The organism is Halomonas sp. QHL1 (genome assembly GCF_001882345.1).
Classification (GTDB): Bacteria; Pseudomonadota; Gammaproteobacteria; order Pseudomonadales; family Halomonadaceae; genus Vreelandella.
On the sequence record NZ_MINL01000001.1, the window covers coordinates 3,031,266 to 3,054,677 of the forward strand.

Here is a 23,412-nt window from a genome sequence, read left to right on the forward strand (position 1 = left end):
GAGTCGATGTTACAGCCCAAGCGTATGAAATTCCGCAAGATGATGAAAGGCCGCAACCGTGGCCTGGCGCATCGCGGAAGCAAGATCAGCTTCGGGGAATACGGCCTAAAAGCTACTGGTCGCGGCCGCATTACTGCGCGTCAGATCGAAGCAGGCCGTCGTGCGATCACACGTCACGTTAAGCGTGGCGGTAAAATCTGGATCCGCGTCTTCCCTGATAAGCCGATCTCTAAGAAGCCGCTCGAAGTTCGTATGGGTAAAGGTAAAGGTTCTGTTGAGTACTGGGTTGCCCAGATCCAACCGGGTCGGGTCCTGTATGAAATTGAAGGCGTGTCGGAAGAGCTCGCTCGTGAAGCGTTTGAGCTTGCCGCACAGAAAATGCCCTTATCCACCACCTTTGCGAAACGGACGGTGATGTGATGAAAGCCCAGGAAATTCGTGAAAAGTCCGCAGGAGAGCTCCAGGAGCAACTCCTCGAACTCCTCCGCGAGCAGTTTAACCTGCGCATGCAGAAGGCCACTGGCCAACTGAGCCAGACTCATCTGCTCAAGCAGGTCCGCCGGGATATCGCCCGCGTTAAGACTTTGCTCAACGAGAAGGCAGGTGATTGAGATGGCCGAAGAAAACACAAAGCGTACGCTCACCGGTAAAGTGGTGAGCGACAAGATGGACAAGTCCATCGTCGTCATGATCGAGCGGCGCGAGCGTCACCCGATCTACGGAAAATACGTTAAGCGCTCCACCAAGCTGCACGCCCATGATGAGGCGAACCAGGCTAAGGCAGGCGATACGGTCTCTATTCAAGAGTGCCGTCCGCTTTCCAAGAAAAAAGCTTGGACGCTGGTCGAGGTGGTTGAACACGCCAAGGGTTAATCCCGAGGCTTGTCAATCAGTGCAGTCAGATTAGGTTTGGAGAAAACCGATGATTCAGACTCAGACAATGCTGGATGTCGCCGACAACAGCGGAGCGCGCCGGGTGCAGTGCATCAAGGTGTTAGGCGGTTCACACCGTCGTTACGCTCGCGTTGGTGATATCATCAAGGTCACGGTTAAGGAAGCGATTCCGCGTGGCAAGGTCAAAAAAGGCCAGGTGCTAAAAGCGGTCGTGGTCCGGACCCGTAGTGGCGTCCGTCGTCCCGACGGTTCGCTCATCCGTTTCGATGGAAATGCGGCAGTTTTGTTGAATAACACCAACGAACAGCCAATCGGTACCCGTATTTTTGGGCCGGTGACTCGTGAACTTCGTAATGAAAAGTTCATGAAGATCATTTCCTTAGCGCCTGAAGTGCTGTAAGGAGCGAGGCGGATATGCAAAAGATCAAACGTGACGATGAAGTCATCGTCATCGCCGGGAAGGATAAAGGCAAACGTGGCACCGTTAAGCGGGTATTAGAAAACCGCTTCTTGGTGTCCGGTGTGAACATGATTAAACGTCACACCAAGCCAAATCCCATGGCGGGTAATCAGGGCGGTATCGTCGAGCGTGAGGCTCCGATTCACGCGTCCAACGTAGCCATCTTCAATTCGGAGACCGGTAAGGCGGATCGCGTCGGCTTCCAAGTGAAGGAAGACGGTACCAAGGTACGTATCTACAAGTCGACGCAGACGCAGATCGACGCCTAACGCGAGTCGGGTAGCAAAATGGCGAACTTGAAAGAACGTTATCAAAACGAGGTAGCAGCTCAACTCAAAGAAGAGTTCAGCTATGCCAACGTTATGCAGGTACCACGGATCACGAAAGTGACTCTGAACATGGGTATCGGCGAAGCAGTCAACGATAAAAAGTTGATTGACAATGCCATCGGCGATCTAGAGAAACTCTCTGGTCAAAAACCGTTGGTGACCAAGGCACGTAAGTCCATCGCGGGCTTTAAGGTACGCGAAGGTTGGCCAATCGGCATCAAAGTAACGCTGCGCGCAGAGCGTATGTGGGACTTCTTGGACCGTTTGGTTTACATCGCGATTCCCCGCGTGCGTGACTTCCGTGGTCTCAACCCGAAGTCTTTCGACGGTCGTGGCAATTACTCTATGGGTGTGCGTGAGCAGATCATCTTCCCGGAGATCGAGTATGATAAAATCGATCGCATCCGGGGGTTGGACGTCACTATCACGACGACCGCCAAAACCGACGAGGAAGGTCGTGCGCTGCTAACCGCGCTGAACTTCCCGTTCAAGAAATAGGGCTGGGATCATGGCTAAGAAAAGTATGGTAGAGCGTGAGCTTAAGCGTACTCAGCTGGTCGCGAAGTATGCGACCAAGCGCGCTGAACTCAAGAAGATCATCTCAGACGTGAATACGACTGAGGAAGACCGCTTCGAGGCGACGCTGAAGCTGCAGCAACTGCCGCGCGACTCAAGCCCGGTGCGTCAGCGTAACCGCTGCCGTATCACCGGTCGTCCGCACGGTTTTTACAACAAGTTCGGTCTCGGCCGTAACAAGCTGCGTGAAGCCGCCATGCGTGGCGACGTTCCTGGGTTGAAAAAATCCAGTTGGTAACGCCACGTAGAATTATCAGGAGCGCACATTAAATGAGCATGCAAGACACTCTGGCGGATATGTTTACCCGTATCCGCAATGCGCAGATGGCCACCAAGGAGACGGCAACCATGCCGTCCTCCAAGCTGAAAGTGCAAGTGGCCCGAGTGCTAAAGGAAGAAGGCTACATTGCCGACTTTACGGTAGCGGAGGGCGCTAAGCCTGAGCTAACCGTGACTCTCAAGTACTTTGAGGGTAAGCCGGTCATTGAGCACATTCAGCGGGTTTCCAAGCCGTCCCTGCGCCGCTACATGGGCAAGGACAACTTGCCTAAGGTTGCCGATGGCCTGGGTATCGCGATTGTCACCACATCAAATGGTGTCATGACCGATCGTGCCGCGCGCCAAGCGGGTGTCGGTGGCGAAGTCATCTGCACCGTATTCTAGGAGGCTGGAATGTCCCGCATAGCGAAATATCCGGTTAAAGTGCCTGCCGGCGTTGATGTTAAAATCAATGCTGACCAGCTGACCGCCAAAGGCGGCCAGGGCACGCTGTCTATGACCATCCACTCTGATGTAGTGGTCGGTCAAGAAGATGGCCAGCTGACCTTCGCCCCGAGTGAGTCTGCCAAGAGCTGGGCCATGGCCGGTACTACCCGCGCCTTAGTTCAGAACCTGGTAACGGGCGTATCCGAGGGTTTCACAAAAACTCTCGAAATTGTTGGCGTCGGTTATCGTGCCCAAGCTAAGGGCCAGACGCTCAATCTTTCACTGGGCTTCTCGCACCCGGTCGACTATGAACTGCCTAAAGGTGTCTCAGCGGAAACGCCGAAGAACACCGTTATCGTGCTGAAAAGCGCGGATAAGCAGATGCTCGGCCAGTGCGCCGCGGAAATCCGCGCCTTCCGTCCTCCCGAGCCGTACAAAGGCAAGGGTGTTCGGTACGCCGACGAGCAGGTGCGTCGCAAAGAAGCCAAGAAGAAGTAAGGCAGGGTTATGAACGCGAAGAAAGAATCTCGTCTCCGTCGTGCCCGCCGCGCTCGCGCAAAGATCCGCGAGCTGGGCGTGTATCGCCTGTGCGTCAACCGTACCCCGCGTCACATCTATGCGCAGATTATCTCGCCGGATGGTGGCAAAGTGCTAGCCAGTGCTTCTACGCTGGACAAAGCACTGCGCGAGGGTGCGACCGGCAACTCAGATGCGGCCTCTAAAGTAGGTGCTCTGATTGCTGAACGCGCTAAAGAAGCAGGCATCACCCAGGTGGCCTTCGACCGTGCTGGCTTTAAGTATCACGGCCGCGTCAAGGCGCTGGCCGACGCCGCACGTGAAGGCGGCCTGGAATTCTAAAGGGTTTTACGATGGCGAAGAACGAACAGCAAAGCGGTGATCTGCAAGAGAAGTTAGTGCAGGTCAACCGCGTCGCCAAGGTGGTCAAAGGTGGTCGTATTTTCGGCTTCACCGCACTGACCGTCGTTGGTGATGGTAAAGGTCGTGTCGGTTTCGGTCGTGGCAAGGCGCGTGAAGTGCCTGTCGCAATCCAGAAAGCGATGGATCAAGCTCGTCGCAACATGGTCAAGGTGAACCTTGCTGGCCATACGCTGCAGTACCCGGTCAAAGCCCGTCACGGTGCTTCCAAGGTGTACATGCAGCCGGCTTCTGAAGGTACCGGTATTATCGCCGGTGGCGCCATGCGCTCTGTACTAGAGCTCGCCGGTGTCCACGATGTACTGGCCAAGTGCTACGGTTCCACTAACCCGGTTAACGTGGTACGGGCGACTGTCAAAGGTCTCTCCGCCATGCAAGCACCGGAAGACGTGGCCGCTAAGCGCGGTCTGTCTGTCGAAGCGATCACGGGGTAAGACACCATGGCAGCAACGATCAAGTTTACCCAGATCCGGAGCACCATCGGCATCATGCCCAAGCACAAAGCTACTATGAAGGGCTTGGGTCTGCGTCGCATCGGTCATACGGTTGAACTGGAAGACACCCCCGCCGTACGCGGCATGATCAACAAGGTTAACTACCTTGTGCGCGTTGAGGGAGAGTAATCCATGAAACTCAATAGCCTAAGCCCGGCTCCGGGCTCCAAGCACGCTGCAAAGCGTGTGGGTCGTGGCATCGGTTCCGGTCTTGGTAAGACCGGTGGCCGTGGTCACAAAGGTCAGAAAGCACGTAGTGGCGGCAGTGTTAAGCCCGGTTTCGAAGGCGGTCAGATGCCTTTGCAGCGTCGTTTGCCGAAATTCGGTTTTACGTCTGCAAAATCTCTGGTCTCTGAAGAAGTACGCCTGGCTGAACTTGCTAAAGTTGCCGGTGGCGAAGTCACCATGGCATCTTTGAAAGAAGCCAATGTGCTGAAGGATTCTACGCTACACGCGAAGATCATCCTTTCTGGCGAACTGAAAACAGCGGTTACCGTTCGCGGAATCAAGGTCACCAAAGGTGCCCGTGAAGCGATCGAAGCCGCTGGCGGCAAGGTAGAGGACTAAATGGCCAAGTCAGGAAACATGCCGGCGATGGGCAGCGGTCTGAGTGAACTGTGGGCGCGTTTGCGCTTCGTGCTCCTCGCCATCGTGGTGTACCGTATCGGTGCCCACATTCCCGTTCCCGGTATCAATCCTGACCAGCTTGCTGCCTTGTTTAGGGAGCAACAGGGCACCATCCTGGGCATGTTTAACATGTTCTCGGGTGGCGCCCTGGAGCGCATGAGTGTTCTCGCCCTGGGTATAATGCCCTATATATCGGCGTCAATTATCATGCAGCTCATGACTGCGGTCTCCCCTCATCTTGAACAGCTCAAGAAAGAGGGTGAGGCTGGCCGCCGCAAGATTAGCCAGTACACCCGCTACGGCACGGTGATACTGGCGTTTGTCCAGGCTGTCGGTATGTCCGTCGGTCTGGCTAGCCAAGGCATCGCGTACACTGCTGACTTCAGCTTCTATTTCACCGCCGTGATTACGTTTGTATCAGGCGCGGTGTTCATGATGTGGTTAGGTGAGCAGATTACCGAGAAGGGCATCGGCAACGGTATTTCGCTGCTGATTTTCGCCGGTATTGTTGCTGGACTGCCCAGTGCCGTGGGCCAAGCCTTCGAGCTTGCCCGTAATGAAGGGGCCTGGAACGTTCTGCCGCTGTTAGCGCTGTCAGTGTTAGGTATTGCGACTGTTGCTTTTGTAGTTTTCATTGAGCGTGGCCAACGCCGCCTTAAAGTTAACTACCCTCGGCGACAAGTGGGCAATAAGATGTATGCAGGGCAAAGTAGCTACCTGCCTTTGAAGGTCAATATGGCCGGTGTTATCCCGGCGATTTTTGCCTCCAGTATCCTGCTCTTCCCGGCCTCTATTGGTCAGTGGGTAGGTGCCGGTGAAGGTATGGAGTGGTTGCAGCGTGCATCTCAGGCATTAGGCCCAGGTCAACCGCTTTACATCTTGCTTTTCGCGGCGGCAGTGGTATTCTTCTGCTTCTTTTACACAGCGCTGGTCTTCAACCCCAAGGATGTGGCTGACAATCTTAAAAAGTCAGGCGCTTTCCTGCCGGGCATTCGCCCCGGCGAGCAGACCGCTCGCTATATCGACAAGGTCATGACACGTCTGACCCTGTTCGGTGCCTTGTATATCACTGCGGTTTCCTTGATGCCCCAGTTCTTGATTGTGGCGTGGAACGTGCCGTTCTTTTTCGGCGGTACCTCGTTGTTAATCGTAGTCGTGGTCATCATGGACTTCATGGCCCAGGTGCAGTCGCATCTCATGTCGCATCAGTATGACTCAGTGATGAAGAAGTCCAACCTGAAAGGCTACGGTAGCGGCGGTATCATGCGCTGAGGCGCCGTCCACCCCTATTAAATTAGAGTGTGGCGCGCCGCGAGCCGGTTTTTGGAGAAAGATCGATGAAAGTTCGAGCTTCCGTAAAGAAAATGTGCCGTAACTGCAAGATCATTCGTCGCAATGGCGCTGTCCGCGTCATTTGCAGCGAGCCACGGCACAAACAACGCCAGGGTTAATAGCCTGGGTTGTATTAAGCGGGTGCCAGCATACCCCTTGCCTTAGGGCAACTAAAGGGGTATGCTGTTGCGCCTTTTGTAGATGAATAAACGAGCAAGCCGCTCAAATTTCGGAGTAAGCTGATGGCCCGTATTGCAGGCGTCAATATCCCGGACAACAAGCATGCGGCGATCTCGCTGACCTATATCTTCGGGATTGGCCGTACCCGTGCTGAGCACATCTGTGCTGCTGCCGGTATTGCCATGAATGCCAAGATCCAGGACCTGTCTTCTGAAGAAGTCGACACCCTGCGTTCTGAAGTTGGCAAGTACACCGTAGAAGGCGACCTTCGTCGTGATGTCACGCTTAACATTAAGCGTCTCATGGACTTAGGCTGCTACCGTGGTCTGCGTCATCGTCGTAGTCTTCCGCTGCGTGGTCAGCGGACTAAGACTAACGCGCGCACCCGTAAGGGCCCGCGTAAGCCGATCCGCAAATAACACGCACGTTCTGGCGTAAAGACAGGAATAGACATCAACATGGCTAACCCGCGTAGTAACCGTAAAAAGGTTAAAAAGCAGGTAGTGGATGCGATTGCGCATATCCATGCCTCTTTTAACAACACGATCGTGACGATCACAGACCGCCAGGGCAACGCTCTTTCATGGGCGACTGCCGGTGGTTCGGGTTTTCGTGGTTCTCGCAAGAGCACCCCGTTCGCTGCTCAAGTGGCAAGCGAACGTGCAGCAACTGCTGCAGCCGAGTATGGTGTGAAGAACGTAGACGTACTGGTTAAAGGTCCAGGACCCGGTCGTGAATCAGCCGTGCGCGCACTGAATGCCGCCGGCTTCCGCGTGCAAAGCATCGTAGACGCGACGCCCATTCCCCACAATGGCTGCCGTCCGCCGAAGAAACGCCGCGTTTAAGGAGACAGATTCATGGCCCGTTATATTGGACCGAAGTGCAAATTGTCTCGTCGTGAAGGCACAGACCTCTTTTTAAAGAGTGGTGTGACTCCCTTCGAGAAAAAGTGTAAATCCGAGCAGATCCCGGGTGTACACGGCCAGCGTCGTCAACGTCTTTCAGACTACGGCTTGCAGCTTCGCGAGAAGCAAAAAGTACGTCGCATGTACGGCGTACTCGAAAAACAGTTCCGTAACTACTACAAAGAAGCCGCTCGCCTGAAAGGCGCGACTGGTGAAGTATTGTTGCAGTTGCTCGAATCCCGACTGGATAACGTCGTCTACCGCATGGGCTTCGGCTCGACTCGCTCTGAAGCGCGTCAGCTGGTCAGCCACAAGGCGATTTCCGTGAACGGCCGCACCGTTAACGTAGCTTCCTATCAAGTGAAGCCGGGTGACGTTGTTTCCATTCGCGAAAAGGCGAAAAACCAAGCACGTATCCAAAGCGCGTTGTCCATTGCGGCCAACCGTGGCGATATCGCTTGGATCGAAATCGACGCCAAGAAGATGGAAGGCACTTTCAAGGCTCTGCCTGAACGCGGTGACCTGTCTGCCGACATCAACGAAAACCTGATCGTCGAGCTGTACTCCAAGTAAGCAGTTTTCTGTTTCTTGTCGATCTGGTGCCGGTTTAACACCCGCACCAGATCCTACCGAGTACCAAGTATCCGTTTGGCAGCCTGAAAGGTGTTCATATGCAGCGTTCAGTGACAGAGTTTCTCCGTCCTCGCGACATCAAGGTCGAAGAAATCAGCGCACATCACGCCAAAATCGTGCTCGAACCGTTCGAGCGTGGCTTTGGTCACACCCTGGGGAATGCACTGCGCCGCATTCTGCTTTCGTCTATGCCCGGCTGTGCCGTGGTAGAGGCTGAAATTGCTGGTGTTGAGCATGAATACAGTGCGCTCGAAGGGGTGCAGGAAGATGTCATTGAAATCCTCCTGAACTTGAAAGATGTTGCGATCAAGATGCACAGCCGCGATGAGGCGGTGCTCACGCTGAACAAGCAGGGCCCAGCCGTCGTCACCGCTGGCGACATTGCGCTTGATCATAGCGTCGAAATCGTCAACCCGGACCACGTCATTGCTCATGTCAATGAAGGTGCCGAGCTGAAAATTCAGCTTAAGGTAGCGCTGGGTCGTGGCTACGAGCCGGCTGACGCGCGCGGCTCTGATGAAGAGACACGTGCCATTGGCCGCCTGCAGCTGGATGCCACCTTCAGCCCTGTCCGCCGTGTTTCCTACTCGGTTGAGGCTGCTCGTGTTGAGCAGCGCACCGATCTCGATAAGCTAATTATCGATCTGGAAACCGACGGTACCCTGGATCCGGAAGAGGCTATCCGTCGCAGTGCGACCATCCTGCAAGAGCAGCTGGCCGCCTTCGTCGACCTGGAAGCTGATAAAGAACAGGAAGTCGAAGAGGAAGAGGATCATGTTGATCCAATTCTATTGCGCCCCGTAGACGATCTTGAGTTGACCGTTCGTAGCGCGAACTGCCTAAAAGCCGAGAATATTTATTACATCGGTGATCTTATCCAGCGCACAGAAGTGGAGCTGTTGAAGACACCGAATCTCGGTAAAAAGTCTTTGAATGAAATCAAAGATGTATTGGCAGCTCGTGGCTTGTCCCTTGGCATGCGGTTGGAAAATTGGCCACCGGCAAGCCTGAAGGACGACAAGGCCTCCGCGTGAGCGTCGACTTGAGTCCCAGTTTGGTAAGGAATTACAACCATGCGTCATCGTAAGAGTGGTCGTCATCTGAATCGCACCAGCTCGCATCGTCAGGCCATGTTCAAGAACATGTCTGTCTCGCTGGTCGAACATGAAGTCATTAAGACAACCCTGCCGAAAGCCAAGGAGCTGCGTCGCGTTATCGAGCCGCTGATCACCTTGTCTAAGCAGGATAGCGTTGCAAACCGTCGTTTGGCGTTTGCCCGCACGCGCTCTAAAGAAGCCGTCGGCAAGCTGTTCAACGAATTAGGTCCGCGTTATGCCGAGCGTCCGGGCGGTTCCGTCCGTATTCTCAAGTGCGGTTTCCGCACCGGCGACAACGCGCCTATGGCGTTCGTTGAGCTAGTTGACCGTCCGGTTGTTGAAGAAGCTGCTGCAGAAGAGTAATCCTCTGCGCTAAGCCTCTTTGGTAGCGAATGAAAACCGACCTCTTAGGGGGTCGGTTTTTTTATGCACTCATTTATCTTCTCTTTTTCTACGCTTAACTGCGTGGTAATAACCTATACTCGGCTAATTATTAAACGTAGTGAGCGTTGCCATGCCGCCAGGGGGAAAGCCTTGCGTTGTACCTTGAGTGTGGCATGGTAGTTAAAAGTGGATCGGTACTAGCGCATTGATAACAAGCAAGGGGCAGGTATGTATGCGAGGGTAAAACAGATCGCCGAAGGAGCGTCGGCGTTATGGGCAGTGGGTGTGGCACTACTGCTTACGCTGTCCGTGGTCACCAGCGTTCAGGCCGACAACCCACGCTACGCGGGTATAGTAGTGGACCTGGACAATGGCGAAGTGCTCTACGCCGAGAACATTGACGATCAGCGCTACCCTGCGTCACTCACCAAAATGATGACGCTCTATCTCACCTTTGAAGCGTTAGAGGAAGGGAGCCTGCGTTTAAATCAGCCTTTGCCCGTCTCTCATAATGCGGCCGCCAAGCCTGCCGTAAAGCTGTGGCTGCCTGCGGGTAGCACTATCCCCGTGGATACTGCTATTCGCGCCCTATCTGTTCGGTCTGCCAATGATGTTGCCGCTGTGGTCGCCGAAGCGCTGGGTGGCAGCGAAGCGCATTTCGCGCAGATGATGACCACCAAGGCGCGCGAACTGGGTATGCATGCCACTACCTTTCGCAATGCCTCTGGCTTACCGGATGACGGTCAAATTACCACCGCGCGGGATATGCTAACGCTCTCGGTTCGTGTGATGCAGGATTTCCCTCAGTACTACCACTACTTCGGCCTGCAAGAGTTTAGCTACCGCGGTACCCGGCATACCAGTCACAATCGGTTGGTGCGCGACTACCCGGGCGCTGACGGCCTAAAAACCGGTTTTATTCGTGCCTCTGGCTTTAACGTAGCCACTACCGCGATGCGCGGTAATCGGCGGTTGGTCGGGGTCGTCATGGGCGGCTTCTCATCCCAGTCCCGGGATACCCATATGGCTAACCTACTAGACCGTAGCTTCCTACGTGCGTCGCTTCGCGACCAGCAAAGCTGGATGAGCGATACCAGTTTCTCGCGGGAATTTATGGCCTTTGCTCCGCCAGCTCAGCCGATTCCGCCACAGCAGCCTGCACCACAGCAACCTCTCCTGGCGGTGGTCGAAACCACAACGTTGTCACCATCGGCAAACTCTATCCCTTCAGCGCCGGTTGTGGATCTTGAAGAGCAGCTAGCCGATATAGTCCCCATCCAGCGCCCTACTCCCGCGAGCGAAGCGCCGCAGGCCGACCCACTGCAAGCGTTCATTGAGCGTGAACGCAAGATGGCCTCCGTGAATGAAACGGGCGGCGGTTGGGGAGTTCAGGTGGGCGCTTTCAGCCGTGAAGCCCAAGCGCGGCAGTTGGCGCAGCAGGCGGCGCAGCGCATCGCCGAGAGTTTAGGTGGCCGTGTGGCGGTAGACACAGTAGAGGGGCAAAACCCGGTTTATCGCGCCCGGCTAATGGCGCTGGATGAGCAGCGCGCTCGTCAAGCGTGCCGTGAGCTGCACTCCCAGGGTATGGACTGCATGGTCGTCAACGCCAGCTTATAAGGTGTGGGTCTTCATCACCCCGCCAATGGCTAATTGGCGGGGTTTTTCTTTTTTGGCACTTTATATGGACCACTTAACCGGGAGAACGCGGTGACAACCTCGCTAAAAGGCATACTCTGCATGTGTTTGGGTGTTCTTTTCCTTGCCCTAGGCGACGCCGTTTCCAAGTGGTTAGGTGAAGTGCACTCACCGTTGCAGATTATTTTCTTCCGTGCCTTGGTATCGCTACCTATGATTGCGCTGTTAGCCCATTTTGCCGGTGGCTTGCGCAAGCTGCGCACAAAACGGCCGGGCGTCCATTTGCTGCGCGGGCTGATCTATACCGCCACCATGGTCTGCTTTGTATGGGGATTGACGTTGCTACCCCTGGCAGAAGCCACGGCGATTGCCTTTGTGGCGCCGCTGTTTGTGACCCTGCTTTCGGTGCCACTGCTGGGTGAGCGGATTGATCCACCGGTGCTGATCGCATCCCTGATGGGTTTTGTAGGGGTACTGATCGTGGTGCGGCCCAACGGCGAGGCGTTTCAGGTGGGCGCGCTGGTATTGGTGGGCGCGGCGCTATTTTATGCCCTGATGATGATTACCGCACGCCGCTATGGCGCCCGCGAACACCTGTGGGCGATGCTGTTTTATATGACGTTTGTGCCACTCATAGTGACGGGTTTAACCCTGCCATGGGTATGGCAAACTCCCCAGCCGTGGCACTGGGTAGGGTTTTTCGCCTCGGGAATCTTGGGCGTCGCGGCCACGGCTTTTATAACCTTGGCCTTTCGGTTTGCGCCTGCGGCCATCGCCGCGCCGTTTGACTACACTGCCATGCTCTGGGCGGTACTGCTGGGCTGGTGGTTCTGGGGCGAAATGCCCGATCTCTGGGTCTGGGTAGGCAGCGCCCTGATAATGGGCAGCGGGTTAGCGGTGGCGTATCACGACCGCCGCACTACCCTGAAACGTCGACCTACTGCCTAGCAGAACTGGTAAACATCCATCGCGAGCACGCCGTGCTCCACGCTGTGGTGCACCTGTTTTGCGTCGCCTCCTGCCCCCATGGCCACCAGCAACGGCTGGAAGTGTTCAAGGGTCGGGTGGTTCTCCCGCGCGTAGGGTGCGTTCTCCCAGCTAAGCAGCGCCTCGCGGTCATTGGCGCTTAGGCGGACGCTCACCCAAGTGGCAAATTCTTCTACCCAGGCTGGCATAGGGCTCTCCTGGGGCATAATTTCATACAGGTTATGGGTCAGGCTGCCAGAGCCGATAACCAAAACCCCTTCTTGTCGCAGTGCCGACAGGTGCTCGCCCAGTGTGACTAGCTCTGCATTGCTCCAGCGCACCGGAAGCGACAGTGAAACAACCGGCACATTGGCGTCAGGAAACATCAACGAAAGGGGCACCCAGGCGCCATGATCCAGGCCGCGCTCTACCCCCTCGGCGCCCAGTAATACAGCCAGCCGTTCGGCCAGTTCAGGCTCGCCAGGGGCGGGGTACTGGCACTCGAAAAGCGCCTGTGGGAAGCCGCCAAAGTCGTGAATGGTCTCCGGCTTGGCGCTGGTGCTGACCTTGAGTGTCAGGCTCTCCCAGTGCGCTGAGACCACGACCACCGCCTTGGGAGAAAGCTTTCTGCCCAGTTCGCGTAGAAAGGCGTGAGCCGGGGTTTTATTGAGCGCCAGCATGGGCGAACCATGGGAGATAAATAGGCTAGGTAACATGAGTGACTCTCCTCTGCAGCGTTGCCAGCGCTGGCGGTGAAGCAAGCGCTGGCAATGGGGTTAGGTGATAGTGCTAGGTGATAGTCCTAGATGATAGTGTTAGGCGAAACGGTTGCTTAACACCCAGCGGCCGCTGCCCAGCCCCGCTTGCACGATTAACGCCAGCGTCCAGAACACCGGGAACTCCCAACCGCCGCCGGTATTTGAGAACATCCAACCGTTGCCAAGATGCACCCAAGCAGCACCAAGCAGTACCGGCACCAGTGCCAGGCTCACCCAGCGGGTATAAACACCCAGAATCAGGGCGGCGCCACCGCCGACTTCGGCAGCAATGGTCAAGTAGGCCAGAAACCCTGGTAAACCCAGTGATTCAAAATAGCCGACGGTGCCCGGCAAGGTAAACACAAACACCTTGAGCAAACCGTGGGCAAGAGCCATCACACCCAGTGCAACGCGCAGTAGCGAGATGGCATGGGGCTGTAGAGAAGGGGTGGAGTGAGTATGCGTTGTCATCGTAGTAGCTTCCATCGAGTGGTTGATAAAGCTACTTTACAGCTGGGTCAGAATGAGATAATCAGTGGATTTTGCACATCACTGTTGCGTAATAGGCGACAATCCAATTTGCTGCTCCCAAACCGGCGGATCGCCCCACGCCTCGGTGAGCAGGTCGATGAAGCGCTCCACCTTGGCGGGCAGGTGGCGCCGGGCGGGGTAGAGGGCATGAACATCGAGCCGCACCGCTGGCTCACTGGTCAAGATGGGCACTAAACGCCCGTTGGCGATACTCTCTGTGACCAGAAAACTGGGTTGCTGAGCGATGCCGAGGCCCGCTTCTGCGGCGTGGGTGAGTACATCGCCGTTATTGCTTTCCAGTGGGCCATTGACCGTCAATGACTGCGTGGCAATCTTCCAGTCAGCGCTCTGTTGGCCGCTGCGGTAGCGCAGGCAACGGTGCTCGGCAAGGGCTTTAACGCTGCTGGGTTCACCGTGGGCGGCAAGATACGCTGGCGAGGCACAAAACAGCAGGCGGCAACGGGTCAGGCGGCGCGCCACCAAGCTGGAGTCGGGCAAGCTGCCGATACGGATCGCTATATCGTAACCCTCTTCCAGCAGGTCGACGCGGCGGTCATTCAAATCCAGGCGTACTTCAAGCGCCGGGTGGGTGTGCATAAATTGGGCGACGAGTGGCGCTAGGTAGCGGGTACCAAAACTCATCGGCCCATTAACACGCAGCCGCCCGCGCACATCGCTGGTACCTTGGCCCACCTCGGCGGCGGCTTCTTCAAGCGCTTGCAGTACCCCTTGGGCGCGGATCAGGTAGCGCTCTCCGGCCTCAGTGAGATGTAGCCGTCGCGTGGTGCGCTGTATCAGTCGCGCGCCCAATGCCTCTTCCAGTGCCATGACCTGGCGGGATACGCGAGTGCGGGAAATATCCAGTGCTTCGGCGGCGCGGGTATAGCTACCCAGCTCGGCTACCCGCACAAAAGCGACGATATGCTCTAACTGATTCATGACACCGAAGCGGCTTGGAAGACCTGAAAAGCGCGCGCTGCCTGATAAGGATCTGGCTGACCACAAATGGCAGATATTACCGCTAAACCGTTCGCTCCCGCCCGCTGCACGCTAATCGCATGGCTGGCTTTCAGTCCACCGATGGCCACGCTGGGCAGTGGACATGCCTTGACCAGCGAAGCCAAGCCGCCAAAGCCGATGGGCTGGGCGTGATCCTGTTTGCTCTCGGTGGCAAACACCGGGCCAATCCCCACATAATCAAGCAGCTCAAACGGGGTGGCTTGCAGCTGGGCGATAGTATTGATCGACAGACCGATAATCGCCTGCTCACCTAACAACCGACGCGCTTCCTGAACGGCGGCGTCGCTCTGGCCGACATGCAGGCCATCTGCCTGGCTTTCCAGTGCCACCTGTAATCGGTCGTTAATGATCAGCGGTACACCGGTGCCCGCCAGAAGCACTTTTAACCGTTTGGCTTGGGCAATCATCTGTTCATCGCTGGCATGCTTGTCGCGCAACTGTACGATGGTGACACCGCCTCTTACCGCTGCTTCAACCGTTTGTTCCAGGCCATGGTCTCGGCAGAGTGTGGCATCGGTGACCAAATAGAGCGATAGATCAAGCGGCATGAATTGCCTCCAGCTGGGCATGAGTGGTGAGGTCGTCAGGAGTGAGTTGGTACAGGGCGTCCAGCATTGCCACTTGAAAACTACCAGGCCCCTGGGCGTTGTGGCCTGCACGCTCTCCTGAGACGGAAAAGCAGGCCAGCGCGGCCGTTGTTGCACCCAGTGGGGAGTCGCGATTGGCAGCTACAAATCCCGCTACTAGGGCGCTCAGCCCACAGCCTAGCGTTGTCACTCGGGGCATCAAAGGGTGGCCTCCGTTAATGCGGTAGTGCTGTGTGCCGTCCGTCACCCAGTCGCTTTCGCCGGTCATCGCGACAATACAGCCGTGTTTTTGCGCCAGTGCTATCGCTGCGTCGACCGCTTGGCCGGTGGCGGCTGTGGAATCCACGCCGCGCCCTTGGCTGGCTAAGCCGTTAAGGGCAAGAATTTCAGACGCATTGCCACGAATCACGCTGGGTTTCGCGGCCAGTAGTTTTGCGCACAGCGTTTGGCGATAGCGCGTGGCGCCAACGGCGACGGGATCTAATACCCAGGGAATGTCATGCTGCTGGGCGGTCGCAGTGGCGGTCAGCATGGCATCGGCCCAGTGGGAGGAGATCGTGCCGATATTAATCGAGAGCCCCGCGGAAATAGCCGTGAACTCAGCTACCTCTTCAGGCGCATGCAGCATGGCGGGCGACGCGCCGGTGGCTAACAGCAGGTTGGCAGTGCTATTCATAGCCACATAGTTGGTCATACAGTGAACCAGCGGTGTGGCTGCGCGCAACGTCTCAAGGTAATCGCCAAGCGGGCGTAGGGTCATAGCATCCTCCCGGCAGGGAGGTGGTAAGCGTTACCACGACTCCCTACGCCGGTGTTATCCGGTTCAGGTTCAAAGGGTGCTTCTCAGCCCACCCTTAACGGAGGGCGCCCCTGTCGAGGGATTACTATCCTTGCCTGAAGTAGCTCTGTAAAGCCCCGGATGCGGACGATGGCAATCTAACGAAACGAAATGCGTGTACCGTAGGTAAGCATTTCATCAGGTGTCATCGCTTTACCTTCGACTCCAATCATCTCGTCACCGCACTGGTCGGCAAAGGTCAGCACGCCGTGGGTCAAGCCCAACTGACCAAGCGTGTCGCGGATTTCACCCGTGCCCAGAAAAGTGCTGACGTGGCCCTTGTTATCGCTCAGGTCCGAAACGCCATTAGCGTGGTGAAAACGCACTTTGTAGATCCCATCCATCGACTCAACTTCAACAATCGGCGAAAAACCGTTGTGAAGCGCATTGGCAAGCTGTTTCAGGGTCAGCTGGTCACCCAGCGTCATATCTATCGCACTCATGGAAAACTCCTGGTGGACGCCTCAAATGTGGGGCATCACTCATGTTGCGGGAACTACTTTTTGTAAAGCTTATGAATAATAAGTGTAGGGTTTTTGTTTAGTATTGCCAGTGCGCTTATTGGTGCCCCCATACGGCACTGCCTACGTGCTTGTAAGGGCTAGCATTCTGGCAATAAAGCCCCCATGGTAAGCGGTATGTGAGGCTCAATAGAATCAATGAACAGTATTAGCGAGAGGAGAGCGAAATGAGTTTTCAAGGCGAGCAGCATCCCGGCGTCGTGGCCACACCACCTCAGACCCAAGGGTTTCGTTTAAATCACACTATGCTGCGGGTGAAAGACCCCGAGCGGGCGCTGGCGTTCTACTCAAAAGTGTTTGGTATGCAGGTGATGCGGCGGCTGGATTTCGAAGAGATGCAGTTCTCGCTCTACTTCCTGGCCAACCTGGAACCCAGCGACAGCGTTCCGGAAGATGCGCAAGCGCGTACCGCCTGGACGTTTAGCCAGAAAGGACTGCTGGAGCTGACCCACAACTGGGGGACTGAGAATCAGGAAGATTTCGCCTATCACGATGGCAATGCCGAGCCCCAGGGCTTTGGGCATATCTGTTTTAACGTGCCGGATCTGGCAGCGGCCCAGGCGTGGTTCGACGAGCACGACGTCACCTTCGTCAAGCGCGCCGATCAGGGCAAGATGAAAGATGTTATCTTCGTTAAAGACCCGGACGGCTACTGGATCGAAGTGATTCAGGCAGACCTGATGGTGGGGAAGAGCGACTCTTGAGGCACGCCAATGGCTGAACTACTGTTCCGATTGCGCCACGTTACCGACGAAGAGGCCATGGAAGTGCGTGACCTGCTGGCCGCCCATGGCTTTGATACCTATGAAACCCAGGCGGGCTTTTTCCGCCTGGGGGTCGATGCGATTTGGCTGCGCAACCCGCATCAGCATGACGCTGCCATCGCGGCGTTAGAGGCCTATCAGGCGGAGCGGCTTGAGCGTGCCCAGCGCGAGCACCAGGCGGCGGTTGAGCGGGGAGATGCGGAGACGCTATGGCGTCGCTTGGCCGCTCATCCGCTGCAGGTGGTGCTGGTGCTGTTAGCCGTGGCGCTTATTGCTGCCCTTACGCTACTGCCGTTCCTGGGCCTGTCGCGCGCCTAAGCCGCGGGCAGGTGGCCACGCTTGAGGTACATCATGACGCCATCCTCACCGGCGGTTAATGCCGGCGCCGCACCGCTTGGGTAGCGGCACCAGGTGCCCGCCGTGTAACTCTGCTCGCTATCGCTCAAAGAGCCTTCCAGAATCAAAAACTCCAGACCGCCCAGCAGCGTGGGGTACGTGATAGAGGTGCCTGCCGACCAACGTTCCAGGCTGGTGCGCTCCTGCTTGTAGGTGTGCAGCATCTTATAGGCGATGCGCGGGCGCCGGTCTGGCTGCCAGGGGAGCCGGTGGGCAGGCACGGCCAGCTGTAGCGTGTCGTTAGGATCGAACTGGTGCAGTTTGACAAAGATCAGCGCGCCTTCCTCGCCAATCTGCGGCGTATGGCCGGTGCCGATGGGGTTTCTTAAATAGCTGCCCGCCGCGTAGCGCCCATGCTCATCGGCGAACACGCCTTCCAGCACCAGAATCTCTTCGCCGCCGCCGTGGGTATGCCGCTCAAACTGCGTATTGGGGGCGTAGCGGACAAGGCTGGTGGCGCGGGCAACTTCATCACCAATCCGGTCAAACATCATGCGCTCTACCCCCGCACTGGGGGAGTCGACCCACTGATACTCTTCCGGGGTAACACAGGCAAAGTGGCTAAAATCGGCGTTTAGACGCATGGGAAAGGGCTCTTCGCAGTGAAGGTAAGTAACGGGAAGGGGTAATAGTGTCCTTATCGACAGCGCAGAATGCAACTTTTGGTGTGTCTCGGGGAGCGGAATAGCCCTTTGCGGGCTGATTCCGATCCTACGCTCAGTGCTATAACTAATGCCACCGCTTAGGGCGCTTCAGTCAACGCGGTAAGGATATGGTGTGCAGCTTCGATGCGCGCCTGATTGGGGTAGTTGCGGTTTGCCAGCAGCACAATACCAATCTGCTCGCTGGGCACAAAAGCCACGTAGCCGCCAAAGCCGTTGGTAGCGCCGGTTTTGTTGTAAAGCGCTTCCTGCCTGGGGGCTAGCGGTGGGGTTAAGCGGTTGGCGGGGTTGGGCTCCAAAATCATCTCAAGCGAGTTGCCTGCCAGCAATTGATCGAGCGCCACCGGGTAGGCGTAGCTTTCCCAGCCCAGCCCTTGGGTCATATTGCCGACTTCAAAGTATCCCGTGCGCGTAGCGGCCAAGGCTTGGCTTAGCGGCTCATTCAGCCCAGCGCTACTCATATTGGCTTCCACTAACGTTAGCACGTCTGCGGCAGTCGATTTCAATCCGTAGGCCTGGGCATCCAGCATGCCTGGGTTCACCCGAATGGGCTCATCCTCTTTAGAGTAACCGTAGGCATAGTGCGCCTGCTGCGCTTCAGGCACCTGAAAGTAGCTATGCTCAAGCCCTAGCGGGGCGAACAACGCCTCCTGCATCGCCATCTCGAAGGGCTGGCCAAGGCTTTGTGCGGCGAGATAACCGAACAGACCCAGGCTTGGGTTGGAGTAGAGCCGGTGGCTGCCAGGGGCGGATTCAGGCTGCCACTGACGATAGTAGTCGATCATCGCCTCTTCGCTTTGAACGTCTTCTGGGAACTGCAGTGGAAGCTCACCCGCCGTGTAGGTGCCCAGTTCCAGCAGCGTAATCTCATCGAAGACGCTGCCTTCAAGTTCAGGCAGGTAGCAGCTGGCCGGATCGGAAAACGCGAGCGCGCCGCTAGCCTGGGCATAGGCTGCCAGCGTAGCGGTGAAGATCTTACTGACGGAACCTAGCTCGAACAGCGTCTCATCGGTGACCGGAATCCCCGCCTCTTGATTGGCGATGCCATAATTAAAGTAGTGCTGCTGGCCATTGATGCTAAGCGCGACCGCCATGCCTGGAATACGATGCTCGGCCATCAAAGGCACGACAGTGTCGTTCACCAGCGCCTCAATATCTGCGCTTTCAGGCGCATCGGATGCCCAGGCAGAACCGCCCATAAGGAGAGAAACTGTCATGATAAGGCCAGAGTTTGCTGCTAACATCTTACGCATACCGAGATCCTGTTGTGATTAGCGCTACAAAAAAGCTGGGAGGTATCACCAGCCGCCAAGAGGGTGACTGTGGCTAACTTACGGCGCGCTGCGGCAATTCACAAACAGCGATATTTTGCATAAGCCATTAGAAAAATTTGGGGGTCAACGTGGTGCGTCCCTACCTGCCGTTGAAGGCGCTGCGCGCCTTTGAAGCGTCGGCCAGGCATTTAAGCTTTACCCGCGCGGCAGAAGAGCTTCACGTGACCCAGGCGGCGGTTAGCCACCAGGTCAAGCTGCTCGAAACGCAATTGAATGTGCCGCTGTTCAAGCGTTTGCCTAGGGGGCTAATGCTTACCCAGGAGGGTGAGCTGCTGCTGCCGGTATTGAAGAGTTCATTCGACCAAATCGCCCACACGCTGGAACGGGTGGGCGAGAGCAGCTATCGGGAAGTATTAAACGTCGGCGTGGTGGGGACTTTTGCCGTCGGCTGGCTGCTGCCGAGACTGGGAGATTTTCGGCGTCAGTACCCTTATGTCGATTTGCGTCTTTCCACCCATAACAACCGCGCGGATATTGCAGGTGAAGGGCTGGATTTTGCGATCCGCTTTGGCACGGGGGCCTGGCACGGCTCCGCGGCGCAGCCGCTACTACCGGCGTCACTCTCGGTAATGTGCATACCCGATATTGCCGCGCGGCTTAACACCCCGGCCGATGTGTTGGGCGAGACCTGGTTGCGCTCTTATCGCGCCGACGAGTGGACAGAGTGGTTGTTAGCAGCGGGGCTACCGCGCAGCTTTCCGATGACCAACAGCATCGTGTTTGACTCTTCCATCGCCATGGTGGAAGCCGCGTTGCAAGGGGCAGGCGTGGCGCTGGCGCCACCGCTGATGTTCCCCCGCCAACTGAATAGTGGCGCGCTGGTACAGCCTTTCGACACCACTGTCAGCCTGGGCGGTTACTGGCTGACTCGCCTGCAGACACGCCCGGAAACCCACGCCATGGCGTCCTTCCGGGAGTGGCTGCTCACGGCCATCAATGCCTGAGCAGCGCTGTTGACGTTAAAGGCTAGTGGCTATGACCATGATCATCGTGGTCGTGGTCGTGGTCGTGAGAATGACCGTGATCGTCATGACCCGGCTGGGCTAGCGCATCGTGCAGCACCTGCGCGTTGTGGCGCATCATACCTAGGTAGGTACTGGCTTCACCCTCTGCTGCCAGCGCATCGGCGTAAAGCGTGCCTGCAATGGGCAGGCCGGTCTCTTCGGCTAGCTGGGTGATGATCGACTGATTGGTCATGTTCTCGTGGAACAGCGCCTGCACATTCTCTTGCTCAATCACATCCACTAGCGCAGCCATGCTGGCGCCACTGGGGTCAGCTTCCGTGGAAAGCCCTACCGGAGAGAGGAAGGTCACCCCATAGGCGCTTGAGAAGTAGCCAAAGGAGTCGTGGCCGGTAATCACGCTGGTGGAGCCCGGGATCTCCTCAATCAGCGCACGAATCTCTGCGTCTACTTCGGCCATTTCCTGTAAATACTGCTCCGCATTGGCGCGGTAGGCATCGGCGTTATCGGCGTCGGCGGCGATTAAGCCATCGCGGATATTGGAGATATACACCTCGGCTTGGTGCATATCCTGCCAGGCGTGGGGATCCTCATCGCCATGTTCATGATCCGCATGCTCTTCGTGGCCATGGTCGTGCTCGTCATGCCCGTGGTCGTCATGTCCATGATCGTCGTGGTCGTGGTCTTCGTGACCATGGTCGTGATCATCATGCCCATGCTCGTCATGTCCGGCGAAAGCGAGCGGTTCGATACCATCGGTCGCGGTAACCAACGCGCCCGAGTAATCGCTGGCGCTAATTAAGCGCTCCATCCAGCCTTCAAACAGCAGGCCGTTGAAGACCACTAAATCAGCATTCGCCAGGGAACGGGCATCGCCAGGGCTGGGGGAGTAAACGTGGGCATCGCCATCGGCAGCTACCAGAGAGGTCACCTTGACATGCTCGCCGCCTACGTTTTCCACCATGTCCGCGAGGATAGAGAAACTGGTCACCACCTGAACGCGCTCATTAGCCATGGCAGCAGGCAACGCCAGCATAGCGGAAACACCCACTAACCAGCGCGACGACCGAGATGATAAATAGGTAAGCGACATACAACACTCCTTACGATAAGCATGAAGACTGACAATTAAGCCCCTTGCTCAACTTCCAGCGGCGTAGTTTTACGCCGCAGCTTGGCTGCCAAGCTGTGGTAGCGACCAAACAGGGCCGAAAAGAGATAACCAAACCCGGCCAGTAGAATAATGCTCGGGCCTGAAGGGATATCCAGATGAAAAGAGAGCAGCAGGCCGCCGGTGCTCGCCACCATGGCCAGCACAATCGCGATGCCGATCAAACCCTCTAAACGTTTACTCCAAAAGCGCGCCGAGGTGGCGGGCAGCATCATTAAGCCGACGGCCATTAGCGTGCCCAGGGTTTGAAAGCCAGCGGTTAAATTGAGTACCAGCAGGCCTAGGAAAACGCTGTGTACCCAGCCGCTGCGGCGACTCTGGCCACGCAAAAACAGTGGATCTAAACACTCCACGACTAAGGCGCGAAACACAACGGCCAGGGTCAGCACAATCAGCGTGCTAATGCCCGCGATCAGCAGCAGTGCGGTGGAGTTGATCGCCAAAATCGAGCCGAACAACACATGGGTAAGATCAACGCTGCTGCCACCCAGCGAAATCAGCATCACGCCTGCGGCTAGCGAGATAATAAAAAAGCTTGCCATGGCGGCATCTTCACGCTGGCCGCCCATCTTCGACACTGCCCCGGCTAGCAGTGCGACCATTAACCCAAACAGCACCCCGCCAATACTCATAATCGGCAGTGAAAAACCGGCCAGCAAAAAGCCTAGAGCGACGCCGGGCAGAATTGCGTGGGCCATGGCGTCGCCAATCAGGCTCATACCGCGCAGCACTAAAAATACCCCCAGCGGCGGGGCGGCTAACGAAAGCGCTAAACCACCCACCACCGCGCGGCGCATAAAGCCGTAATCGAACGGGCTGACAAACCACGCATTAAGCAGATCCAGCATGGCGGCCTCCCATGGTAAACGGCACTACCTGAGCGGGCGCCTGTTGATGCGTCAGCGCACTGGGCGCGACCCAGCGGCCATGGCCGCCGTTTAGCATCAGCACTTCATCGGCAAGGCGGCGCAGGTGATCCATATCGTGGAGCACGACAATAATCGTCGCGCCCTCGTCCGCCATCTGGCGCAGGATGCGGATCAAAATATCCACGGTTTCGCTATCCACGTTGGCGAAAGGTTCATCGAGCAGCAGTAGCTCGGCTTCTTGCATTAACGTACGGCCGATCAACGCGCGCTGGCGCTGGCCGCCGGAAAGCTCGCCCAGCGGGCGGTGGGCCAAGTGGGAAATACCCAGCCGCGCCATAATCTCGCGGCCCTTGCGGTAGTGCCCCGCACAGTAGCCGGTTAACGCGCCGTGGCTGGGCCAACTGCCGGTCATCACCAGCTCTTCCACGCTCATGGGGAAGGTTAGGTCCAGCGCTAACTGCTGGGGCAGCCATGCTCGGCGCTCTTTGGCGACGGTACAGACCACTTCGCCGCTAATTGGCCGAAGTTCGCCCATAATGGCCTGAATCAACGTGCTTTTACCGGCGCCGTTAGCGCCGATCAGCGCGGTAATGGCGCCCGGCTTAAAGTCGCCCTCAAGGTGCTCTAGTACCGTGCGACGCGCCTGGGCTAAATGCAGATTGTGCAGCTGTAAACGTGATAAAGAGCGCTGACTCATCCTAACCACCCGCCAGCCCAAACCACCAAGCCCCAAAGCGCCAACAGCGGCACGGCAACAAACAGCAGCCGTTTAACAGCCGATAGCGACATCAAGGAGAAGTGACAGGGGCCTTCCTTGTTATGGCGGTGCGTATGCTCACTCATCAA

Annotated in this window: 37 protein-coding genes and 1 riboswitch; of the genes, 25 read left to right on the top strand and 12 right to left on the bottom strand. The window is 56.8% G+C overall.

Annotated elements, in window-relative coordinates:
- Positions 1 to 6 precede the first annotated feature (6 nt).
- The 22 genes from rplP to QHL1GM_RS13995 all read left to right on the top strand — a co-directional run bounded on the left by rplP (position 7) and on the right by QHL1GM_RS13995 (position 12,135).
- Entirely contained in the window at positions 7 to 420 is a 414-nt protein-coding gene (gene rplP, locus QHL1GM_RS13890; RefSeq protein WP_007112000.1) for a 50S ribosomal protein L16, read from the top strand.
- The gene (rpmC, locus tag QHL1GM_RS13895) at positions 420 to 611 is read left to right on the top strand and encodes a 50S ribosomal protein L29 (RefSeq protein ID WP_007111999.1); all 192 of its coding nucleotides are present in this window, start codon (positions 420 to 422) and stop codon (positions 609 to 611) included. Before rplP ends, rpmC begins: the two co-directional genes overlap by 1 nt.
- Position 612: 1 nt before the next feature.
- Positions 613 to 873 (top strand): 30S ribosomal protein S17, encoded by a 261-nt coding sequence (gene rpsQ / locus QHL1GM_RS13900; RefSeq protein WP_007111998.1) that lies wholly within the window; start codon positions 613 to 615, stop codon positions 871 to 873.
- A gap of 49 nt (positions 874 to 922) precedes the next feature.
- Entirely contained in the window at positions 923 to 1,294 is a 372-nt protein-coding gene (rplN, locus tag QHL1GM_RS13905; protein ID WP_008959163.1) for a 50S ribosomal protein L14, read from the top strand.
- Between the two features lie 14 nt (positions 1,295 to 1,308).
- Positions 1,309 to 1,623 carry a 50S ribosomal protein L24 gene (gene rplX, locus QHL1GM_RS13910; protein ID WP_007111996.1) on the top strand — a complete coding sequence of 105 codons (315 nt, stop codon included), beginning with the start codon at positions 1,309 to 1,311 and terminating at the stop codon, positions 1,621 to 1,623.
- Positions 1,624 to 1,641: 18 nt separating this feature from the next.
- Positions 1,642 to 2,181 carry a 50S ribosomal protein L5 gene (gene rplE, locus QHL1GM_RS13915; RefSeq protein WP_007111995.1) on the top strand — a complete coding sequence of 180 codons (540 nt, stop codon included), beginning with the start codon at positions 1,642 to 1,644 and terminating at the stop codon, positions 2,179 to 2,181.
- Positions 2,182 to 2,191: 10 nt separating this feature from the next.
- The gene (rpsN, locus tag QHL1GM_RS13920) at positions 2,192 to 2,497 is read left to right on the top strand and encodes a 30S ribosomal protein S14 (protein ID WP_040479530.1); all 306 of its coding nucleotides are present in this window, start codon (positions 2,192 to 2,194) and stop codon (positions 2,495 to 2,497) included.
- Between the two features lie 32 nt (positions 2,498 to 2,529).
- Positions 2,530 to 2,922 carry a 30S ribosomal protein S8 gene (gene rpsH / locus QHL1GM_RS13925; RefSeq protein ID WP_071695003.1) on the top strand — a complete coding sequence of 131 codons (393 nt, stop codon included), beginning with the start codon at positions 2,530 to 2,532 and terminating at the stop codon, positions 2,920 to 2,922.
- A gap of 9 nt (positions 2,923 to 2,931) precedes the next feature.
- A complete protein-coding gene (gene rplF, locus QHL1GM_RS13930; RefSeq protein WP_071695004.1) occupies positions 2,932 to 3,462 on the top strand; it encodes a 50S ribosomal protein L6 in 531 nt (176 codons plus the stop codon).
- Positions 3,463 to 3,471: 9 nt separating this feature from the next.
- Positions 3,472 to 3,822: a 50S ribosomal protein L18 gene (gene rplR / locus QHL1GM_RS13935; protein ID WP_008959159.1), complete on the top strand. Its 351-nt coding sequence runs from the start codon at positions 3,472 to 3,474 to the stop codon at positions 3,820 to 3,822.
- An 11-nt stretch (positions 3,823 to 3,833) separates the two neighbouring features.
- A complete protein-coding gene (gene rpsE, locus QHL1GM_RS13940) occupies positions 3,834 to 4,334 on the top strand; it encodes a 30S ribosomal protein S5 (RefSeq protein ID WP_071695005.1) in 501 nt (166 codons plus the stop codon).
- A gap of 6 nt (positions 4,335 to 4,340) precedes the next feature.
- Positions 4,341 to 4,523 (top strand): 50S ribosomal protein L30, encoded by a 183-nt coding sequence (rpmD, locus tag QHL1GM_RS13945; protein ID WP_040479528.1) that lies wholly within the window; start codon positions 4,341 to 4,343, stop codon positions 4,521 to 4,523.
- A gap of 3 nt (positions 4,524 to 4,526) precedes the next feature.
- The gene (rplO, locus tag QHL1GM_RS13950) at positions 4,527 to 4,961 is read left to right on the top strand and encodes a 50S ribosomal protein L15 (protein ID WP_040479525.1); all 435 of its coding nucleotides are present in this window, start codon (positions 4,527 to 4,529) and stop codon (positions 4,959 to 4,961) included.
- Positions 4,962 to 6,293: a preprotein translocase subunit SecY gene (gene secY, locus QHL1GM_RS13955; RefSeq protein ID WP_071695006.1), complete on the top strand. Its 1,332-nt coding sequence runs from the start codon at positions 4,962 to 4,964 to the stop codon at positions 6,291 to 6,293.
- 65 nt (positions 6,294 to 6,358) lie between these two features.
- Complete coding sequence (gene rpmJ, locus QHL1GM_RS13960; protein ID WP_008959154.1) at positions 6,359 to 6,472, top strand: 50S ribosomal protein L36; 114 nt, start codon at positions 6,359 to 6,361, stop codon at positions 6,470 to 6,472.
- 123 nt (positions 6,473 to 6,595) lie between these two features.
- Complete coding sequence (rpsM, locus tag QHL1GM_RS13965; protein ID WP_007111986.1) at positions 6,596 to 6,952, top strand: 30S ribosomal protein S13; 357 nt, start codon at positions 6,596 to 6,598, stop codon at positions 6,950 to 6,952.
- A 39-nt stretch (positions 6,953 to 6,991) separates the two neighbouring features.
- Entirely contained in the window at positions 6,992 to 7,378 is a 387-nt protein-coding gene (gene rpsK, locus QHL1GM_RS13970; RefSeq protein ID WP_007111985.1) for a 30S ribosomal protein S11, read from the top strand.
- Between the two features lie 12 nt (positions 7,379 to 7,390).
- The gene (gene rpsD / locus QHL1GM_RS13975; RefSeq protein ID WP_008959152.1) at positions 7,391 to 8,011 is read left to right on the top strand and encodes a 30S ribosomal protein S4; all 621 of its coding nucleotides are present in this window, start codon (positions 7,391 to 7,393) and stop codon (positions 8,009 to 8,011) included.
- Between the two features lie 98 nt (positions 8,012 to 8,109).
- Entirely contained in the window at positions 8,110 to 9,105 is a 996-nt protein-coding gene (rpoA, locus tag QHL1GM_RS13980) for a DNA-directed RNA polymerase subunit alpha (RefSeq protein WP_064235085.1), read from the top strand.
- A 39-nt stretch (positions 9,106 to 9,144) separates the two neighbouring features.
- Positions 9,145 to 9,531 carry a 50S ribosomal protein L17 gene (rplQ, locus tag QHL1GM_RS13985; RefSeq protein WP_071695007.1) on the top strand — a complete coding sequence of 129 codons (387 nt, stop codon included), beginning with the start codon at positions 9,145 to 9,147 and terminating at the stop codon, positions 9,529 to 9,531.
- 249 nt (positions 9,532 to 9,780) lie between these two features.
- Positions 9,781 to 11,169, top strand: a complete 1,389-nt coding sequence (locus tag QHL1GM_RS13990; protein WP_071695008.1) for a D-alanyl-D-alanine carboxypeptidase — start codon at positions 9,781 to 9,783, stop codon at positions 11,167 to 11,169.
- A gap of 90 nt (positions 11,170 to 11,259) precedes the next feature.
- Positions 11,260 to 12,135: a DMT family transporter gene (locus tag QHL1GM_RS13995; RefSeq protein WP_254795317.1), complete on the top strand. Its 876-nt coding sequence runs from the start codon at positions 11,260 to 11,262 to the stop codon at positions 12,133 to 12,135.
- Here the strand turns inward: QHL1GM_RS13995 and QHL1GM_RS14000 are convergent.
- From QHL1GM_RS14000 to QHL1GM_RS14025, 6 genes are all read right to left on the bottom strand, one after another.
- Positions 12,132 to 12,869, bottom strand: a complete 738-nt coding sequence (locus tag QHL1GM_RS14000; RefSeq protein WP_071695010.1) for a class III extradiol ring-cleavage dioxygenase — start codon at positions 12,867 to 12,869, stop codon at positions 12,132 to 12,134. The genes QHL1GM_RS13995 and QHL1GM_RS14000 overlap by 4 nt on opposite strands.
- Positions 12,870 to 12,968: 99 nt before the next feature.
- On the bottom strand, positions 12,969 to 13,382 hold the full coding sequence (locus QHL1GM_RS14005; RefSeq protein ID WP_254795318.1) for a DoxX family protein: 414 nt from the start codon (positions 13,380 to 13,382) through the stop codon (positions 12,969 to 12,971).
- A 78-nt stretch (positions 13,383 to 13,460) separates the two neighbouring features.
- Positions 13,461 to 14,381: a LysR family transcriptional regulator gene (locus tag QHL1GM_RS14010; protein ID WP_071695012.1), complete on the bottom strand. Its 921-nt coding sequence runs from the start codon at positions 14,379 to 14,381 to the stop codon at positions 13,461 to 13,463.
- Positions 14,378 to 15,010 carry a thiamine phosphate synthase gene (gene thiE, locus QHL1GM_RS14015; RefSeq protein WP_071695013.1) on the bottom strand — a complete coding sequence of 211 codons (633 nt, stop codon included), beginning with the start codon at positions 15,008 to 15,010 and terminating at the stop codon, positions 14,378 to 14,380. Before thiE ends, QHL1GM_RS14010 begins: the two co-directional genes overlap by 4 nt.
- A complete protein-coding gene (thiM, locus tag QHL1GM_RS14020; RefSeq protein ID WP_071695014.1) occupies positions 15,000 to 15,809 on the bottom strand; it encodes a hydroxyethylthiazole kinase in 810 nt (269 codons plus the stop codon). Before thiM ends, thiE begins: the two co-directional genes overlap by 11 nt.
- A gap of 23 nt (positions 15,810 to 15,832) precedes the next feature.
- Positions 15,833 to 15,931, bottom strand: a riboswitch (TPP riboswitch).
- A gap of 54 nt (positions 15,932 to 15,985) precedes the next feature.
- Positions 15,986 to 16,330 (bottom strand): hypothetical protein, encoded by a 345-nt coding sequence (locus QHL1GM_RS14025; RefSeq protein WP_071695015.1) that lies wholly within the window; start codon positions 16,328 to 16,330, stop codon positions 15,986 to 15,988.
- A gap of 245 nt (positions 16,331 to 16,575) precedes the next feature.
- Between QHL1GM_RS14025 and gloA the strand changes: the two genes are divergently transcribed.
- Entirely contained in the window at positions 16,576 to 17,112 is a 537-nt protein-coding gene (gene gloA, locus QHL1GM_RS14030; protein ID WP_071695016.1) for a lactoylglutathione lyase, read from the top strand.
- A gap of 9 nt (positions 17,113 to 17,121) precedes the next feature.
- Positions 17,122 to 17,490, top strand: coding sequence for a DUF6164 family protein (locus QHL1GM_RS14035; RefSeq protein WP_071695017.1), 369 nt, complete (start codon positions 17,122 to 17,124; stop codon positions 17,488 to 17,490).
- Here QHL1GM_RS14035 and QHL1GM_RS14040 read toward each other — a convergent pair.
- Positions 17,487 to 18,152 (bottom strand): cupin domain-containing protein, encoded by a 666-nt coding sequence (locus tag QHL1GM_RS14040; protein ID WP_071695018.1) that lies wholly within the window; start codon positions 18,150 to 18,152, stop codon positions 17,487 to 17,489. The two genes, QHL1GM_RS14035 and QHL1GM_RS14040, sit on opposite strands and share 4 nt — an antisense overlap.
- Before the next feature lie 158 nt (positions 18,153 to 18,310).
- Positions 18,311 to 19,483: a class C beta-lactamase gene (ampC, locus tag QHL1GM_RS14045; RefSeq protein ID WP_071695019.1), complete on the bottom strand. Its 1,173-nt coding sequence runs from the start codon at positions 19,481 to 19,483 to the stop codon at positions 18,311 to 18,313.
- 149 nt (positions 19,484 to 19,632) lie between these two features.
- Between ampC and QHL1GM_RS14050 the strand changes: the two genes are divergently transcribed.
- Positions 19,633 to 20,508 (top strand): LysR family transcriptional regulator, encoded by an 876-nt coding sequence (locus tag QHL1GM_RS14050; protein ID WP_071695020.1) that lies wholly within the window; start codon positions 19,633 to 19,635, stop codon positions 20,506 to 20,508.
- Positions 20,509 to 20,530: 22 nt separating this feature from the next.
- Here the strand turns inward: QHL1GM_RS14050 and QHL1GM_RS14055 are convergent, their stop codons facing one another.
- The 4 genes from QHL1GM_RS14055 to QHL1GM_RS19390 are packed head-to-tail and all read right to left on the bottom strand — an operon-like array spanning position 20,531 to position 23,409.
- Entirely contained in the window at positions 20,531 to 21,619 is a 1,089-nt protein-coding gene (locus tag QHL1GM_RS14055) for a metal ABC transporter solute-binding protein, Zn/Mn family (protein WP_071695021.1), read from the bottom strand.
- Between the two features lie 35 nt (positions 21,620 to 21,654).
- Positions 21,655 to 22,545, bottom strand: a complete 891-nt coding sequence (locus QHL1GM_RS14060; protein WP_009288130.1) for a metal ABC transporter permease — start codon at positions 22,543 to 22,545, stop codon at positions 21,655 to 21,657.
- Entirely contained in the window at positions 22,529 to 23,263 is a 735-nt protein-coding gene (locus tag QHL1GM_RS14065; RefSeq protein WP_071695022.1) for a metal ABC transporter ATP-binding protein, read from the bottom strand. The genes QHL1GM_RS14060 and QHL1GM_RS14065 overlap by 17 nt, the downstream gene beginning before the upstream one ends.
- Positions 23,260 to 23,409 (bottom strand): hypothetical protein, encoded by a 150-nt coding sequence (locus QHL1GM_RS19390; protein WP_166650368.1) that lies wholly within the window; start codon positions 23,407 to 23,409, stop codon positions 23,260 to 23,262. Before QHL1GM_RS19390 ends, QHL1GM_RS14065 begins: the two co-directional genes overlap by 4 nt.
- Positions 23,410 to 23,412 lie beyond the last annotated feature (3 nt).